Annotated in this window: 1 protein-coding gene; it reads right to left on the reverse strand. The window is 75.0% G+C overall.

Features of this window, described 5'->3' with window-relative positions; translation table 11 throughout:
* Window positions 1-685: ATP-binding protein (locus tag ADL08_RS11720; protein WP_420709597.1), on the reverse strand; the 685-nt coding region annotated here is incomplete at both ends.

Genomic DNA, 685 nt, shown 5'->3' on the forward strand with positions numbered 1-685 from the left:
CGAAGCGGGCGATGGCGGCGACCTGCCCCGGCCCCCGCAGCTCCGGATCGGTCCGGCGCGCCAGCTCCCGGTAGTACGCCAGGTGCCGCCGCTCCACCTCCCCCCGCTCCCCCGCCTCCACCAGCCGCTCCCGCGCGTACTCCGCCACCGTCTCAAGCAGCCGGTACCGCATCCCGCCGTCCACCGGACCCGCCACCACCAGCGACTTGTCCACCAGCGCACCCAGCACCTCCAGCACGTCCGGACCCGCCCCGTCCGCGCACACCTCCTCCGCCGCCCCCAGATCACACCCGCCCGCGAACACCGCCAGCCGCCGCAGCACCACCCGCTCCGGACCGTCGAGCAGGTCCCACGACCAGTCCACCACCGCCCGCAACGTCTGCTGACGCGGCAACACCGTCCGCGCCCCCGCCGTCAACAACCGGAAACGATCGTCCAGACGCTCCGCCACCTGCCGCACCGACAACATCCGCAACCGCGCCGCCGCCAACTCGATCGCCAACGGCAACCCGTCCAGCCGACGGCACACCTCCTCCGCCGCCTCCCGGTCCTCCCCCACCGAGAACCCCGGCCGCGCCGCCGCACCCCGCTCCCCCAGCAACCGCAACGCCACCCCCACCGGCAACGGACCCAACGGCCGCACCACCTCCCCCGGCACCCCCAACGGCTCCCGACTCGTCGCGAG

The organism is Streptomyces sp. NRRL F-6492 (genome assembly GCF_001280125.1).
In the GTDB taxonomy this organism is placed as follows: domain Bacteria; phylum Actinomycetota; class Actinomycetes; order Streptomycetales; family Streptomycetaceae; genus Streptomyces.